The organism is Porcincola intestinalis (assembly GCF_009696445.1).
Taxonomy (GTDB): Bacteria; Bacillota; Clostridia; order Lachnospirales; family Lachnospiraceae; genus Porcincola; species Porcincola intestinalis.
This window is the reverse complement of record NZ_VULZ01000018.1, coordinates 36,953-51,689: the sequence shown is the minus strand read 5'-3', so window position 1 is coordinate 51,689 and position 14,737 is coordinate 36,953. Positions and strand designations below refer to the sequence as shown.

Here is a 14,737-nt window from a genome sequence, read left to right as displayed (position 1 = left end):
ACTCCTGGAGAAGCTGATGAATGATTTGACGTTTACCTTCAGTCATCACTACTTTGTGGACGGGTTTCTTTTCGCTTCTTGGCATAGTAAAGGCCTCCTGTGATTAAGTGTATATCACAGGAGACCCTGAAGGAATTCCTTATTCCGTATTTACAGAAAAAATACCACACTCTCTCTAGAAAATTGCGTATTTTAAAAGAAAATTACTGCAATTGAGTCATAAGCGAAGAGGGATAATTAGTGTCTGCTGAATAATTGCGTTTTGCGCCGCCTAGTGGCCACCAGTGCGTTTGCCAGTGGCCACTAGGCGTTGCCAGTGGCCGGGGTTAATCAGCCACTTTTCGTTCAATCATAACGATGTAGTGTTTCGTCACCCGCTTGAGCAACGAGTTGGATGATACCTCATCCTCCATCAGCATGGAGGGCCATGCCTTTGGCTCGCGCTGCGAGCAGATAATACAGCTCCTTGGCAATTCATTCCGTTTTTCCATCAAAGGGGTCTCACTGTTGCTCCACTGTTGCTCTGATATCAGAGAGCATCCGCTGGAATTCCGGTCTCTCGAAATTAACGCCACTGAAGCCGTCATCCGTATAGGTGGATACGACCGTGATCTCAGGGTGGGACTTAAGATAGTCCATGACCAGTTCTTTTTGATTAGCGATGCTGTTGCTGACCTGTTTTCCGCCATCAGCAACATCACCGTCTTCTCTTGACAGCCTTAGGTACACGGCTGCACGATATGTTTTGTTTTTCGTCATTGTAATTCCTCCTGTTCTGATCTCTTGGAGCCCAATCCTCAACCAGAAAAGGAGGAAGCCTATGACGGCTTAGTCCGCTTTCAAAGTATCACAGATTAAACCCATAATCATTGACTTGGTGCGATGTCCAAGGACTTCTTACAATGTCCTGGCGAACTGCTCAAACCGATCCTGTAGCGTAACACCATCAGTGCTATAAACATTCTTTACAACCACATCACCTACGCGAAAACAGTAAGGATTCTTCACCTGCCTTAAAAACTCCGCCACTCGTTCTTCCTTAGATAAGTTCTCATCGATCTTGATTGTAGTGACATCCACCAGAGTCTTGGGATCTACCGTTCTGATATCAACGGCTTTCATTTCTTCAATAGTCATAGGTGCCTTACCTCCTACTTGGGAATGGAGACGAGGCTCGTGGTATGCACAATCACAGTTCAGAATTTATTTCAAACACAAAAAAATAGATTCCCTCTGCCGGATGTGGCTCTTCCTCTCACATCCCAGTCAAAGAAAATCCGCAGTTTTAAACCTTGAAGGCAAAAAAATAATGGCCGGCAGAGAAATCAATCTCCACCGACCATATTTCTGCTGTTATTACCCAAAGGAGTCTAACACACTTCCGCCCTTCGAAAGACTCTGTAAATAACAGGAATCAAGATCATAAACAGCATTGAGTACACCATGAACAAAATAGGTAGTGCCCCCACAACAGTATTTCCAAATTCATACGCATTAAATAACCTTACTGCAACACTGATCTGTAGAAGCTGATCCGGCATCAGTCCTAATATTCCGGAAATTGAGTTAATGCTTCCCACAAATGACGGCAAAAATAATAATACAAAAGGAAACGTTATCGAAACCACTGCTGATCTCGTTATAACAGATATGAACAATTCAGTGGTTAATATAAACAAAATTCCTACATATCCACCCAAAACTGTCAAAGTATAATTTTCTAAAAATGTTATGTTATAAAAACTCTTCCATCCATAAAGGCTTACTTGTATTGGGCAGTTCCATCCACCACTTCCTAAAGCAGATAACACAACTAAACTGTAGATAAGAATAACGCTCCAATATATTATAGAAATCAGCAATAACCCTGCCAGAAGTTTCGCTTTCACGCCTTTTCTTCTTCCCTCCAATGACGAAAAAAATACCGAATCCGCTTTTAGGTGATATTCACCGGAAAATATATTGCACACAAGAAAACTAAGGATCAGCATTGTCAACATGATAACAGTCTTCGAGTATTCCAACAAGGCTTTCCATCCATCCGCGTCTTCATAATACAAGGGGGTTTCAATTTCACTATATTGATCAACAAAGAATTGTTTTTTTGTCTCAGAGTATCTGTCTTTTGCTTCATCTGAGGCCAGCCATTTTTCAAGATTAGCAATCCGTCTTTCATATATTTCTGAAGCAACCCCTGGATCAGCGCCGTCAATATTGTAATAGTTATACTCTCTAAAAGGACTTAATGCACTGTTGATGATATCACGTATATCAAGATATCCCTGTTTCATAGCATAAGCTTTATTGCTTTCATGCCAGTCTTTAGATTGCGCTTCCGGTGTTTCTTCGACTTCTGCATTAAGGCGAATTACTTCAGCAAACACATCCTCAGTCAAATATCCCGTCCAAGCGCTTTTCATATATCGAAGTTCCTTAGCCGCCCTGATTCCAGTAATGCTGCTTCCATCCGATTTAACAAAATCTACACTTCTTACAGCAAAAACAGAAACAATCACAACAATCATGAAAATCATGACTAATGCTATCTTCCCTCCGGTTTTTGACAGCATTTTCTTTATCTCAAATCTCACCATTTGTATCATCACCCTTCTCTCCAAAAACGTATAAGAACAAGTCCTCAAGTGTCAGATTTTCTTCTCTGGCATTCTCCACAGGCCTCTCTTCCGTTATAACTCTTAACTCCACACTCCCTTGATGTAGCCTTCGATTTGAAACACTATATTGCTTTTGAATTCTATCTGCTTCCTCTGGTGTCATTTCACAGATCCACACCTTAGCCGGAACTGTACCAAGTATCTCTTCAACCCTTCCCGAAAGCGTAATTTCACCGTCCTTCATAAAAAACACTCTGCTTGCCACACTCTCAATATCAGAAATGATATGTGTAGAAAGAAGCACGATTCTATTTTGTGAAAGCTCACTTATAAGATTTCTAAACCTGATTCTCTCGTTTGGGTCCAATCCAGCTGTCGGTTCATCAAGTATCAAGATCTGCGGATCATTTAAAATAGCCTGTGCTATTCCAACCCTTCGTTTCATACCGCCCGATAGCTTTTTCATTTTAATCCTTTTGCTTTTTTCCATTCCAACCTGTCGTAATACCAAATCCACCTTTTTTCGGGCAGCAACCTGGGAAAGCCCCTTGATAGATGCTATATATCTGAGATAATCAACAACAGTAAACTCCGGATAGAAGCCAAACTCCTGCGGTAAATATCCTAAAATCTTTCTGTACTCCCCATCCAGTTCAAAAATGTCTTTCCCATCGTATGTAATAGAGCCAGATGTCGGATGAATCAATGTACAAATCATCCTCATTAATGTTGTCTTACCAGCTCCGTTTACCCCCAACAATCCGTAAACCCCATTATTATCAAACGAAAAACTTACGCGATTTACTGCCTTAAACCCATGAAATTCCTTTGTTAAATCCATAATTTCTAATCCCATATCATATTCCCCCTATCATGTTATAGGTATACATCTGCCCCGTTTCTTTCATAATCCGATAAATGCAATAGAACATATAGAGCAGTGCAAAAATTATCAAAATAATCCATATCGATGTAGAAACCTTAGAATATATATCTTCTCGAAGCACAACTAATGTCCATAACGTAAGCCAAAACAGGCTGGCTATAATAGACGGCACCATTCCTCTTGCAAAATGTCCGGTGAAAAACCGGAGACAAATACAAGTAGTAACAACCATGGGCAGGATAAATTGAATAATCATCTCCCGCATTGTGATTTCTGTAGATGCAACGCCTATGCCCATAAATGCCGTAAGCAAAACAAGGTCTATCATTCCAAACAACAGCATCCTCGCTGCCATCACCTTTTGCAATGAATAAAATGCAGCACACTCAATTTCCATAGACTGATAGTTATAGTTTTTCCATAATTCAGGTAAAAATAAAATAACAAAAATAGGAGCGGTTATGCCCATACACCGTTCAGCGTACATACCACTTACTGCATATTTAAGCAATAACCACAAAAGCAAAAGGACAACTGCTTGAAAAAGCCACCACATTTTATTGATATAAAACATCTGCTGGTAAATAAACTCTGGCCATGACACATATCTTTCTGTCTCTCCGATCCAGTAGGCTTCTTTTGCTCTTTTTACCGTATTATTGATAGCGTTCTCATCTGGAATAATACGACTGGATTTTCTTAAATTGTTATCTAACAGCTTGTCTACATTCATGCTCCGTCCTCCTATCCCAAAAAAGATTTCAGCATCTCTTTTCCTCTCTTCAAACGATACTTTACTAACGGAAGGCTGATACCCTCCGAAGCAGCAATTTCCTGTAGTTTCATATCATAGAAATAATGCATCAATATCACATCCTTAAATTCCTTAGGCAGCCTTTCAACAGCATCCATGACTTTCGCTTTCTCATTATCACTGTCGGCCTCAGCCTGAACACTCTCCGTCAATTCTTCAAAATGTATTTTGTCCTCCGTTTGCCAGTAATCCTTGCATAAATTACCAGCTATAGTATAAAGATAATTAGCCAATTTCCCTTTATGCTTATATGTAGAGAACGATTTAAAAAAATGGTAAAATGTCTCTTGTGTTAAATCTTCCGCTATCATCTCATCTGAGGTTTTATAAAAGCAATATTTCAAAATGGATTGATAATATTTTCGGACGAAGGCATCAATGGCTGCTTCATCGCCAGTGCGTATCTTGTGTATTAAAATCCAATCAGCATCCATTTTTCCTCCTTTCCGCTTGCAAAACACTCTTTTATATATATAACGGAAACAAACATCAAAAAGATAGTCTGTTGAAAAAAAATAATAGCCGGCAGAGAAATCAATCTCCACCGACCATATTTTTTAGACCCTCTGAACATAGTCCAGGCTCAACCATCCAATCCCGCTCTTCAGCTTCCCCCAGAGCGAAGCCCCAACTCCTTTGGAAGTGGCAACCACCGTGTACACTCCTGGAGGACAGAACTGAACCCTGTCATAGTTCGTCCCTGGTCCCTTCCGGATATTCAGGTCACTAATCTTCACCCTGACCAGAAACGGCACCTTCACCGCAGGCTCCGCCGCCTTCGGCTCATACACCACCTTGCCGTCAGTGTCGAATGCCTTGTATCCCGGATTCTGATCCGCGCACTTCTTCGCATTGGCCAGAACCTTATAAGCGCCCTTTTGGCTCTTGCTGTCCGCCCATGTCTTTCTGACACGGTACCACCTGACCGCTTCACCTCCGGAATCCTTCGCGTCACACTGGGTCAGATTCCACTTCTCAATGATGGAGCAAAGCTTCTCCACATAGGTCAGGCTTGTGGCATAGCCGCCGTCCTTGATGATCCGGACAGCCTTCTTATAATCCGTGCATCCCTTCAGACCTGCATATCTCAGCTTGCTGCCGTTCTTCGCCCCAAGCAGATAAGTGGAATGGTCAGCAATGAAATTCTCAATGCAGGAATACTTCCGGAAGTCAGCCGTAATCGTGACCATGCTGCCGTCAGGATTCTGTTCCTGCGTCTTCTTCGTATACTTGCTCTCGCCGTCCCAGCTGGATCCACTCCAGGTATTCCCGGACAGGTTGCACTTCATTCCATAGATATTATTGGCATTCTGAGCCAGTTCGCTCTTTCCATAACCGGATTCCAGAATGAACTGAGCCAGCGATACCGACGCCAGGATACCGTTCTTCTTCTGATCCGCCGTAAACAGCGCACCGACCTTCTTGATCGCATCCGCTTCAGACAGATCCTTCAGGACAGATGCCTGAGTCCACTTTGAAGTTGAACCGCCGCCTGAATCAGAGGAACCCTGCAGCGCCTTCGTCACCTTTTCAGCCAGATCGCCCATCCTCGCGTACATCCAGTTGCCCGGACAGGACTTATTCGCAAACCACCTATGAACCGTCAGGATCATCTTCCCGCTCTTCGGAGAATAACTCAGCGTCTTATCCTTGTCCCCGAACCAGATCAGCTTGTTCTTGCCGTTACGCTTACAGATGTCAATGCAGAGCTTCTCAAAGGGGTCAGGCACCATTGTCTGGATTGCCATACACCTTCATGGCAATCCCGGCGTTTGTGATCCCGGGCGGGAGTGGGAAATCCAGATCTTCGCATTTTTCGAATACGTGGATAAACTTCTGTATCCCGGACTTGCTCATACCGGTTTGCCGGCTGATTTCTCTCACCGACAACTTGATCACGAAGTATTTGTTGAGAATGTCTCTGTAGTCTAGCATAGGCTACCTCCTAATAAGAATCTCCACCGCTATAGGTGGGCGTTCTCATTATAGGAGATAACGGAATTCAAAACTCAATAAACCCGGCCACTCGCTCTGCTCCGTGGTCACTTACGGCCGCAAAAGCGGCCACTGGGATCTGCCGTATGCAATAATTAAATATACTGATAAAATATAGTTTTTATCACTATATTTAATCCTGAATTATTCACCGTTACACGATGATTGCAGCTGAAAGCCGCATAGTTACTTTGTTTTTCAAGCTTTTTGCTTTCATCTAATAAGTGAGCAAAAAAAAGAGCTCGATTTCTGGTAAAATGTGATTGTTCAAAGGTGAGCGGTACACAATAAGCGTCTAAATGGATTTGATGAAAGTTTAGATCCAGAAACTATGAATTTTACTGCCTTTCTAGAAGGCTATGAGTTTGAAAATGGAACGGCAACGAAATTAGTAAAAATCACTAAGGAACTAAATTTGATAAATGTTCTACAAAATATATATGCCCTTGGAGATACTTGTTCATACGTAATGGATGGAGATTTTTGGCACCTGTTGCTTTTGTCAATAGTGTTTGCTTTAAAAGAAAATAAAAAAGAAGAGCGGGAGGAAAATCGATGTATCTCGAATTGAGAAATGTATCTTTTTCGTACGGGCAGAATATGATTCTAAGAGACATTAATTTTGGAATAAATCGAGGTGAAATAACAGGACTGATTGGTGCCAATGGAGCGGGAAAGACTACCACTATTTATAATATAGTAAAAAGATTAAAGCCAAATCATGGAAAAATTTTCATTGATGGAAAAGATTTAATTAGTATACCAAGAAGTGGATTAGAAATCTCATACATTCCTGATGAACCCGTTTATTATGAGGAACTCACACTTATAGAGCATCTAAATTTTGTACAGGCGCTTTATCCAGAAAATAAAATAGATATAAATGAAATTATCAGGCGTTTGAATCTTGAAGAGCATTTATATAAAATTCCCAGTATGCTTTCTAAAGGGACTTTACAGAAAATGCTAATTGCTATTTCAATGTTACGGACACACAAGCTACTTATTGCAGATGAGCCATTTAATGGGTTGGATCCGCAACAAATAAATGAGTTTAAGAGCTTTCTTCTTGAAGAAAAAGCACAAGGAAAAGGGGTCTTAATTTCAACGCATTTATTAGATCTGGTGGAAGGCTTATGTGATAAATATGTTATGCTCGATAGTGGTACTATACTTGCGTATGGCACGAAATCAGATATTATTAGGAAATTTGATTTAAACCCTAATAGCACATTGGAGAAGGTATATTTGAGCTTGATCAAGGAGAGGATGTAGGGTCAATGAAAGTGTATAAGTATCTGTTCCTGAATAGGATAAGGGAGAATATTCGCCTAGTCAAGAACCTTTATGCAGCCCTAATTGGGTTATTGATAGCGGCTATCTGGGCTTTTTGGGTATTTGGATGGCCCCTTTATCTATCAATAACAGCGGAGCCGACTTTAAATAAAAAATTTTTCGCAATTTGCATGGGTATCTTATTATTTTTTAGCTTAAAGAAAAATATTGGTAGAGTCTCACCACAAATAATTGTAAAACCCATGACACTTTTCTGCTTTGATGATTCCAGACTCCAAAGATTATTTGCACTTAAATTTGTGGTAAAAGTAATTAAGTATACCATTTTTTCCGCAATTTTATCTTTTATTACTTGCGGTTCTATTCATGTAAAGGCTTTTGTTAGTTGCTTTTTTTCTTATTCCTTATGTCTAATGATCGGAACTTTAACTGCATGGGGGATATACAATTCAGAAAATAAGGTATGTATTATTTTATTGCGTATTACTGCCCTTGCGGGAGGAGTGATTAGCGCATTTTGTTTGAAAGCGCACATTTTAATTATTATAAACTTAATTATTATTAGTGTACTACTTGTCTACTGCAATAGATTTCTTGAAATAAATTATTACAAATATAATGATGATATGGTGTACTATGAAAAAGTATTGGAGGCACAAAACAATAATAATGTAATTTTACTTAAACAATATTCGAAAGAAAAGCTTGTTAGAAAAATACCACATACGAGAAAAAAATCATGGATACTAGATCATTATCCACTGATATGGAAAGCGTTCATATCAATAAGCAGAACAGGGAGAACGCCCATTATTATTGGGGTCATACTATTTACATTATCGTTTACCATATATACAATTCCATTTTTTTGGGAGTTTCCGATACTAGAGATCAAAGAAGTTCGATATTTTGTGCTTCTTATGGGAATATATAGCATTGCTCAAATTAGTATACGAGAATTTTCGTCGCAAATCATTGACTTTATGGAAAAGCAAGCAAATGGACTGTTTTTGCCTGTAAAAGAGAAAAAAATAATTTTTCAATTTGCTCTTTTTCCTTGGCTCTATATTACTGCTATATCTATAGTAATATCCGTTTTACTTAAAGGAAAAGTATATTACAATATCTTATACTGGGTGTTTTTGAGTGTGTATTTGCTAGTCACGATGACACTTTCAGTTAAAAACAGGAAATTGCTAAGTAAACTTTACGTTCTGTTTAGCGTGTCAGTTTTTGCTATATCTATACTCTTTCTATTATGATTGTACCAAGTCGCAACTGTGAGGCCACTTTATATAGGGATTGTGTTTCATCCTTTTGGCTTTTTTCGATAATGGCAGAGATCTATGGTGAGCGGTACATAATCGGCGTCTTTGGAATGGCTTGATTTTCTGCTATAGTTTTTGCAGCCTGAAGTAAAGTGCTGGCAGGCTTTCTGCCGGATGCCTGCACATTGAAAATTGCGCTTGAATTACTTTGTCATGTAAATCAGGTAATCTGGGCTGAGGGTATGCCAAACAGACCGGAGTGCTCCGGTCTGAGGCTGATGTATGGCGAAGGGTCTCCTGCTATAATCAGGCACTCCGCTGTTTGTCTTTCTTTCGCGGAGTCTTGGGCCGCGGAGAGTCTTCTCCTCCGATCGCCAGGGATGCATCCTGCGCTGCCTGTTCCTGCTCATACTTTCTGTATGTTTCAGCCCATGGCATCAGATCATCCAGCAGAGCGTCTCCACCGGTTTGAGGAATCAGTGGCGCCTTTTCAATCAGATATTTCAGATAATAGTAAACATTGGCGTGGTTCGCTCTGGCCGTTGCCACAAAGGTATCGAATGCACAGATGGTTCTGGCACCGTCCGGTGTCATGGCAAAGAGCCAGTTGCGGCGGCCAAGGGCCACAGCCTTCACAACTCTCTCGGAAAACGAATTGTCGGGAGGTATATTCCCATCATCAAGAAACTTTGTGAGACCGGCTTCATGATGGATGGAATAAGATACTGCATCCCTAGCTTTTTCAGAGAGGGAGAGATCTTCTGGATTCAGCGAATGGACGAAATCGAGGTATGCCTTCATCGCCGGCCGGACTTCTGTGTCACGCTTCTCCAGCCGTTCCTGCGGGGAGAGTTTCTTAAGGGGCGTATCTTTCCGGAAAACTTCCTGAATCAGAATAAGAGCCTTCCCTTCCGGTAGCTCCTTCATCTGTTCGTCGGTGTACCCGCCTGGATGAATTACTTCCAGCGCATAACACCCAGCGGCGTCGAGCGTGGGAAAGGCAGTTTGAAACGGAAATCTTTCCATCCGATTCCTTCGCAACGGTATCGTAAGCGGCATAGGCATCGCAGGTAATGGTCCTGAGATAGTCGAGGATGCCCAGCTGTTCCCGCAGATTTTCTGCGGAGCGTGACGGACCATACCGGCAAACAATGACCGGATGGCCTTCCAGAAGCTCCCCGGCAGAGAACACCCAGACATAATACTTCCTGCCGGGTCTGCTGCCTTCCTCGCCAACCACCCGCAGGAACGTTTCATCCGCGTTCTGGTAAGGGCAGTCCGCTTCCAGACAGAGCATATGTGAATATTCCGCGGTCAAAAGACCGCCAATCCGGGCGAGCGGTACCGCGAGTCCGCGACAAGGGTACCGCCTTTCCGCCAAACGATACCGCAGGGTCAGATTGGATGCGCGGCAAGGAATTCCCGCATATTCAGCGTCCCTGAGTTAATAGTCATTGCATTATGGACGATTCTGTCCATGATGGCATCTGCAACGACACCACCGCCGAGGCGGGGATGCCATTCGCTCGTTTTGTACTGCGAACAAAAGATGGTCGGCCATTGATCGTAACGTCTTTCGAAGACTCCAGAAGATATTGCAGATAGCCGTGTTTAGCGGCCAGCAGGGCAACATTTTCCGGCTGGGCAGAGCCATGTTCGACGGCCAACCATTACTCTCGTATAATGACCAGCGGAGCAATGCTCCGCTACAGTCTGGCAGCTGTATTTTTTAATAAGGTACTGGCGGTTTACCGCTTACTTTACTTCACCTCCTCAGAAGCTCATAAAGCAAAAGCATCTCATCCACCGACCAGCGTTGGTCGGTGGATGAGATGCTTGAAGTCACCGCTACATTATTACATTATGCATCTTTAATCATGTAAAGAAAAACGATTTCTTTCAGAATTAGTTCAGGTAATTCTGCAGACTGACCTCCTTCACCCCGCCGTTATCATAAATGGATAGTTTTAAGTAACAGTTAAAATCGTCTGTCTGATAATCATAGACAGAATAGCCGAAATCATCTGAGCGGTACGGCTCATCATGCGGCTCCCCGTACGCTTTCACTACGTCCTCTGCGGTCGATCCCCAGGTAATGCCTCCCGGAAGTTCAAGGGACGGGTAGCTATCCGTTTTACAGTATTCTGTTCGCATAGAAACAGACCAGATGCTGCACTTTGTGACATCCTGGACACTGTCCCCGGTATTGGCAAAACCAACCGTAAATTCAAAGTCCCCATCATACGCTTCGTTCTTCAGATCGGCAAGGGCAGTCAGTTTATCCCCCGGATTCAATACATAACCTTCTGTTAATCCACTCTCTTTGCCAAGGGTCCATCCGTGTGAAACCAGATCCGCATAAGCAAAAGGAATCTGGTACGCATCTCCATTCAGGGCAAAAGCCATTCCCGTCCAGTCGGAAGTTCCCAGGTTCGCAGGCGCCTGCTGAGAAGAATCCACAGTGGGAGATGTGCTTTCAGCGGGTGTAGGTTCCGTATCGGAACTCGACGCAGATGTTGTTCCACCACTGCCGGAGTCATCCCTGCCCAATTCATCAAGAAGGCTGCCTGGATTGTCATCAGCGCTCTCCTCCGCTTTCATCGCTTCATTAGGAATTGTTATTTCTTCGACTTTGTTATATTTGTCAAAAGTAATATTGACATCAAACGAATTCACATCGAGATCCATGGTGTCGTCTCCTGCAGAAAGGGCAAGAAGCTGTTTCATATAGCTTTCCCCTATCTTGCTGGCATCCATTTCCAGTTTCGCCGGCTGTTTGGTCTCCTTATAGATATAAATACGCACATCCGACGAAAGATCTTCCCAGTTGATTTCATCCAGCTTCAGAGCTTCTTCCGACGACTCTGAGTTGACGGATTCAAGGAACAACGACTTCAGAAGGTCCCCTTCCAGGGTGGTATCCAGAATATAAGCCGCCTTGCCATTGACGTTCTCTGTTGCTTCCTCCAATGTGGCCTCCTGGCTCCCATCCGCAATCTTGCTGTACAAGTCTTTGTTATAAAGAGACATCAGTTTGTCTTTCTCACTGTCCTTCAATTTGGTGGTTGTCTTTTCCCATCCGCTGTCATCGGCGTTACTGTATGTAATAAGCTGCCCGTCCTCCATTATCATATAATTCTCGGTTTTTGATTTAGTAGAATTCCCAAAAACACTGAGCCTGGCTTCTGTATTGGCATGTGCTGCAAACGGATCCGTTGTTTCCTCCACACTGCTCTCCATATGCATGGAAACATCCGCGGTTACCCCTGAAACAGCCAGGCTTCCGGAAAAGTCCACCTCAACATTTTCGCTTGCAGAAGTAACCCTGCCCATGCTCTTCTCTACGCCGGCAGCAACGCTTTGCGCAGTTGGCGCCGCACCTGCACATGCCGACATACTGAATACTATTACTGCTGTTGCCGCACTTATTCCTACCGATTTCCATTTATTAATTCTCATTTTTTCTCCTTCTTGCAACCTGGATTTCTATCACCGGCGGATCTCCAGGTCATCAGTAAAGTAACGATTGCCTTGCATATCTGATATACGGAAACGGCAAAGATAGCCATGCTCTTTTTCAGAGGTATTAACCGTATAATCAGAGACGCGTATAATCTGGTATGTATCCGTAGCGGTTCCTTTTTACTACACTATTTCCATTGAAAAGAATTCACAATTTCCTCTGCGGCTGAATCACAGGATGTGGATCCGCTGACATTTGTCTCATAGACCATCACATAGCTTTGATCCCCAACAATATAATACTGTGTACAAACGCGGTCTGATAACGGCATATTGTATACCAGCACCGATTCCCCGCTTTTTGTATTCTCCCCTGATGCTGTAATCTGTCCTTCTGCTTCGCCCTGTGACTGTTCCGTCAGCTGTTTTAATACAGCTTCTCCAAATTCCTTGGCCTGCTCCTTTGTATAATGACTTGTCCCATATTCTACAGAGATATTATCCGGAATACCATTCCCGTTATAATCTTTGGTGACAAAAAGCGGCTTATCCACTGTGGAATGTTCCTCATTTTTTATCCAACCGGACGGTAGGTCAAAACTTCCGTACTCTGTCTGGAAACTTGCTCTGGACACCCCCGCAGATGATGTGCCAGGAGCATTTGAAGCCGACGAAGCATTGCCTTCCGGGTTCTTTATCCCACAACCTGCCAACGTTATCGCAGATGTAAAAATAAGGATTCCTGCACCTTTCATCCAGTACCGATTCATAAAAGTCTCCTTTCCTGATCTTGGTCTGGCCTTTATGTTCCGCTGCATGCCGTTCTTCCTCCTATGCCAGCCTGTTAAGACGCTTCGCTAATTGTCCTATATAGATTATTCCTCCGCTCCCATCTGGCTGAACGTCTTTGCGTTTCGGTCACTTTTGATAATATTCAAAACCGTCGGGATGGCGCCAAGCACAGAAAAAGCATAGACAAGCAACAGATTCAGCCCGTAGCTGGATGTGTCGATATACCCCTCCCTCAAAAGTTCCGGGAAATATTGAAAGGCAGTTAGTACGTCCACCTTCCCTTCTGACCACCGAGAAAAGGACAGAGACCAGTCGAACCGGTCTGCAGCATACACCATAAGCGCAATTACCAGGAAACTGATAACGATCCCCTTCCTGCTGATGCGGTTTCCCAGAAGCCGGTACCCTTTTAACACACAGAATCCCATGGCTATGCCGGATAATACGGAAACATATCCAAGCTGTCCGAGAATCACGATTACCGCCGCTCCAACAAGAGAACCGAACAACGCACCTATCACGCCTCCAATTACCGTTTCTTCCTTCAGCGCTTCTCTTTGGCTCCTGTCGGATATCTCCTTTCCTTTTTGGGAAAAACAATCCGAGCACAAAAGCTGATACTTATTTCCCATACGATAGTGTTCCAGTGCAGTCTCCCGGCCGCAGTTTTCACAGCATTCGCGATATCCCCTGACCGTGAGCTGTTCAGTAATACAGCTAAGTGCTGTCCGGATATTCTCCGCAGTCTTTTCCAGCGTCATTTTTGACCGGATAAAAAAGGAAACTGAAAAACCCTTCACCTGAACTCTTCGGCTGAGTGTCTTTATCCCGACTGCAATCTCTTTTAATTCTTCCTTTCGCGGCTGCATTCCCCCAAACGAAAGGGAAACGCAGGCCATGTAGTTATAAGCGTTATTCGGGTTATACGGAACAAGGCGCACATGGTATCCGTTGTAGAACCCGTAAAGCTGTCCGCTTGCATCATCCGCTTTTAACCCGGTTGCCTCCTGAAGCCTGTCCAGAATTTTTTTGTTTGCCATTATATTCTCCCGCCTGATAAGCTGTTGTATATAAACTAGAAAACGTATATCTTTTGATACCCAGAATTATTGATTCAATTGCCTTTTAAGCCTTTTACTCGCCCTGAACTTCGGGATCTTTCCTTCACTTATCATGATCGGTTCACCCGTTTGGGGATTTCTTCCGGAACGAGCAGTACGGTGAAGCACCTCAAATGTGCCAAACCCTGCCAGACTCACCTTGTTTCCCTTATCCAACTCTTCTGATATCGTCTCAATGAACGCAGTTAAAATCTCTTCAACATCTTTTTTTGATTTCCCGGTTTTAAGCCGGACCTGATCAATTAATTCCGTTCTGTTCATAGACCATTTCTCCTCGCCATACGTCATGCATTCCTTTCCGCAAAAGGAGGCGTTTGTTCTGCCTGAATCCCCAAACTTTGCATAAAGACAAGGTGCATTGCACTACACACCCTCCTAACTATTGCTTACCTTGTATGATTTTAATTTCTGCAAAATTCTTAGCCAACATTTCAGCCACAGTAATTCACCTCCCTGTATTCGATAATAACATGCTAATTTTTTGTCTA

17 protein-coding genes are annotated in these 14,737 nt (G+C 43.0%); 2 read left to right on the top strand and 15 right to left on the bottom strand.

The features are described 5' to 3' along the window. Positions 1-501 precede the first annotated feature (501 nt). The 8 genes from FYJ35_RS13320 to FYJ35_RS13285 all read right to left on the bottom strand — a co-directional run bounded on the left by FYJ35_RS13320 (position 502) and on the right by FYJ35_RS13285 (position 6,250). Positions 502-759 carry a recombinase family protein gene (locus FYJ35_RS13320; protein ID WP_154527342.1) on the bottom strand — a complete coding sequence of 86 codons (258 nt, stop codon included), beginning with the start codon at positions 757-759 and terminating at the stop codon, positions 502-504. 138 nt (positions 760-897) lie between these two features. Next, complete coding sequence (locus FYJ35_RS13315) at positions 898-1,137, bottom strand: DUF6870 family protein (protein ID WP_205839846.1); 240 nt, start codon at positions 1,135-1,137, stop codon at positions 898-900. Positions 1,138-1,370: 233 nt separating this feature from the next. After that, complete coding sequence (locus tag FYJ35_RS13310) at positions 1,371-2,603, bottom strand: ABC transporter permease (RefSeq protein ID WP_154527340.1); 1,233 nt, start codon at positions 2,601-2,603, stop codon at positions 1,371-1,373. After that, the gene (locus FYJ35_RS13305; protein ID WP_154527339.1) at positions 2,581-3,471 is read right to left on the bottom strand and encodes an ABC transporter ATP-binding protein; all 891 of its coding nucleotides are present in this window, start codon (positions 3,469-3,471) and stop codon (positions 2,581-2,583) included. The genes FYJ35_RS13310 and FYJ35_RS13305 overlap by 23 nt, the downstream gene beginning before the upstream one ends. Before the next feature lies 1 nt (position 3,472). Then, a complete protein-coding gene (locus tag FYJ35_RS13300; RefSeq protein ID WP_154527338.1) occupies positions 3,473-4,234 on the bottom strand; it encodes a hypothetical protein in 762 nt (253 codons plus the stop codon). Positions 4,235-4,245: 11 nt separating this feature from the next. Beyond that, positions 4,246-4,749, bottom strand: a complete 504-nt coding sequence (locus FYJ35_RS13295) for an RNA polymerase sigma factor (RefSeq protein ID WP_154527337.1) — start codon at positions 4,747-4,749, stop codon at positions 4,246-4,248. A gap of 123 nt (positions 4,750-4,872) precedes the next feature. After that, a complete protein-coding gene (locus tag FYJ35_RS13290; RefSeq protein ID WP_154527336.1) occupies positions 4,873-6,063 on the bottom strand; it encodes a glucosaminidase domain-containing protein in 1,191 nt (396 codons plus the stop codon). Further along, a complete protein-coding gene (locus tag FYJ35_RS13285; protein WP_154527335.1) occupies positions 6,038-6,250 on the bottom strand; it encodes a hypothetical protein in 213 nt (70 codons plus the stop codon). Before FYJ35_RS13285 ends, FYJ35_RS13290 begins: the two co-directional genes overlap by 26 nt. 615 nt (positions 6,251-6,865) lie before the next feature. On the opposite strand from FYJ35_RS13285, the gene FYJ35_RS13280 reads away from it, so the two are divergent. Continuing rightward, positions 6,866-7,585: an ABC transporter ATP-binding protein gene (locus FYJ35_RS13280; RefSeq protein ID WP_154527334.1), complete on the top strand. Its 720-nt coding sequence runs from the start codon at positions 6,866-6,868 to the stop codon at positions 7,583-7,585. A gap of 5 nt (positions 7,586-7,590) precedes the next feature. Beyond that, entirely contained in the window at positions 7,591-8,868 is a 1,278-nt protein-coding gene (locus tag FYJ35_RS13275) for a hypothetical protein (protein ID WP_154527333.1), read from the top strand. Between the two features lie 312 nt (positions 8,869-9,180). Here FYJ35_RS13275 and FYJ35_RS13270 read toward each other — a convergent pair whose 3' ends face one another. The 7 genes from FYJ35_RS13270 to FYJ35_RS13240 form a co-directional block, all read right to left on the bottom strand. Then, positions 9,181-9,801, bottom strand: coding sequence for an IS66 family transposase (locus tag FYJ35_RS13270; RefSeq protein WP_205839845.1), 621 nt, complete (start codon positions 9,799-9,801; stop codon positions 9,181-9,183). After that, the gene (locus tag FYJ35_RS15430) at positions 9,731-10,171 is read right to left on the bottom strand and encodes an IS66 family transposase (protein WP_154527331.1); all 441 of its coding nucleotides are present in this window, start codon (positions 10,169-10,171) and stop codon (positions 9,731-9,733) included. Before FYJ35_RS15430 ends, FYJ35_RS13270 begins: the two co-directional genes overlap by 71 nt. A 98-nt stretch (positions 10,172-10,269) precedes the next feature. Further along, complete coding sequence (locus FYJ35_RS15425) at positions 10,270-10,470, bottom strand: ATP-binding protein (protein ID WP_328597094.1); 201 nt, start codon at positions 10,468-10,470, stop codon at positions 10,270-10,272. A 309-nt stretch (positions 10,471-10,779) separates the two neighbouring features. Then, positions 10,780-12,207, bottom strand: a complete 1,428-nt coding sequence (locus tag FYJ35_RS13255; RefSeq protein ID WP_154527330.1) for a DUF6612 family protein — start codon at positions 12,205-12,207, stop codon at positions 10,780-10,782. Between the two features lie 317 nt (positions 12,208-12,524). Beyond that, positions 12,525-13,154, bottom strand: coding sequence for a hypothetical protein (locus FYJ35_RS13250; protein ID WP_154527329.1), 630 nt, complete (start codon positions 13,152-13,154; stop codon positions 12,525-12,527). Positions 13,155-13,211: 57 nt separating this feature from the next. Then, a complete protein-coding gene (locus FYJ35_RS13245) occupies positions 13,212-14,168 on the bottom strand; it encodes a hypothetical protein (RefSeq protein ID WP_154527328.1) in 957 nt (318 codons plus the stop codon). Positions 14,169-14,234: 66 nt separating this feature from the next. After that, positions 14,235-14,510 carry an HU family DNA-binding protein gene (locus FYJ35_RS13240; protein WP_154527327.1) on the bottom strand — a complete coding sequence of 92 codons (276 nt, stop codon included), beginning with the start codon at positions 14,508-14,510 and terminating at the stop codon, positions 14,235-14,237. Positions 14,511-14,737 lie beyond the last annotated feature (227 nt).

Bases quoted from the DNA above. Each gene is read 5' to 3' on its own strand.
- FYJ35_RS13320 (WP_154527342.1), bottom strand. From the start codon at position 759: ATGACGAAAAACAAAACATATCGTGCAGCCGTGTACCTAAGGCTGTCA.
- FYJ35_RS13315 (WP_205839846.1), bottom strand. From the start codon at position 1,137: ATGACTATTGAAGAAATGAAAGCCGTTGATATCAGAACGGTAGATCCC.
- FYJ35_RS13310 (WP_154527340.1), bottom strand. From the start codon at position 2,603: ATGATACAAATGGTGAGATTTGAGATAAAGAAAATGCTGTCAAAAACC.
- FYJ35_RS13305 (WP_154527339.1), bottom strand. From the start codon at position 3,471: ATGGGATTAGAAATTATGGATTTAACAAAGGAATTTCATGGGTTTAAG.
- FYJ35_RS13300 (WP_154527338.1), bottom strand. From the start codon at position 4,234: ATGAATGTAGACAAGCTGTTAGATAACAATTTAAGAAAATCCAGTCGT.
- FYJ35_RS13295 (WP_154527337.1), bottom strand. From the start codon at position 4,749: ATGGATGCTGATTGGATTTTAATACACAAGATACGCACTGGCGATGAA.
- FYJ35_RS13290 (WP_154527336.1), bottom strand. From the start codon at position 6,063: ATGGCAATCCAGACAATGGTGCCTGACCCCTTTGAGAAGCTCTGCATT.
- FYJ35_RS13285 (WP_154527335.1), bottom strand. From the start codon at position 6,250: ATGCTAGACTACAGAGACATTCTCAACAAATACTTCGTGATCAAGTTG.
- FYJ35_RS13280 (WP_154527334.1), top strand. From the start codon at position 6,866: ATGTATCTCGAATTGAGAAATGTATCTTTTTCGTACGGGCAGAATATG.
- FYJ35_RS13275 (WP_154527333.1), top strand. From the start codon at position 7,591: ATGAAAGTGTATAAGTATCTGTTCCTGAATAGGATAAGGGAGAATATT.
- FYJ35_RS13270 (WP_205839845.1), bottom strand. From the start codon at position 9,801: ATGAAGGAGCTACCGGAAGGGAAGGCTCTTATTCTGATTCAGGAAGTT.
- FYJ35_RS15430 (WP_154527331.1), bottom strand. From the start codon at position 10,171: ATGCTCTGTCTGGAAGCGGACTGCCCTTACCAGAACGCGGATGAAACG.
- FYJ35_RS13255 (WP_154527330.1), bottom strand. From the start codon at position 12,207: ATGGGCAGGGTTACTTCTGCAAGCGAAAATGTTGAGGTGGACTTTTCC.
- FYJ35_RS13250 (WP_154527329.1), bottom strand. From the start codon at position 13,154: ATGCAGCGGAACATAAAGGCCAGACCAAGATCAGGAAAGGAGACTTTT.
- FYJ35_RS13245 (WP_154527328.1), bottom strand. From the start codon at position 14,168: ATGGCAAACAAAAAAATTCTGGACAGGCTTCAGGAGGCAACCGGGTTA.
- FYJ35_RS13240 (WP_154527327.1), bottom strand. From the start codon at position 14,510: ATGAACAGAACGGAATTAATTGATCAGGTCCGGCTTAAAACCGGGAAA.